Annotated in this window: 1 protein-coding gene; it reads right to left on the bottom strand. The window is 65.2% G+C overall.

Annotated features, from left to right (window positions below):
* The coding region (locus tag NFH97_RS21160) for a hypothetical protein (RefSeq protein ID WP_349625590.1) at nucleotides 1–348 on the bottom strand (348 nt) is incomplete at both ends.

The following is a 348-nucleotide window of genomic DNA, read 5'->3' as shown; positions in this document are numbered from 1 at the left end:
CGACGGTGTAAAGCCAGTCAGGCTAAGGCTGCCGTATTCGGTATCGACCACCACCGGGCTATCGGCGGTCAGGCCCTGCAGCTGCGCCAGACTCAGCGTCTGGTTGCCCACCTGCACGCTGGCCACGCCATCAACGCTTGCGAACGTAAAGTTGCCAGGCTGGGTCAGTGCGCTGCTGTCGGCATCGCTGCCGCCGGCGAGATTGGCTTCGCTCACCGCTACGTCGCTGCCTTCGCTCGCCAGCCCCGAGAGGCTGACACCGTCGTCGGTGCCGGTCACGGTGATGGTCAGCGTCGCCGGTGAGGTATCCCCATCGGCGTCAGTCAGGGTGTAGGCAAAGGTCTCGGT

This window comes from Halomonas sp. SCS19, assembly GCF_040147015.1.
Lineage (GTDB): Bacteria > Pseudomonadota > Gammaproteobacteria > Pseudomonadales > Halomonadaceae > Halomonas > Halomonas litopenaei.
This window is presented reverse-complemented; position numbering and strand designations above follow the sequence as displayed.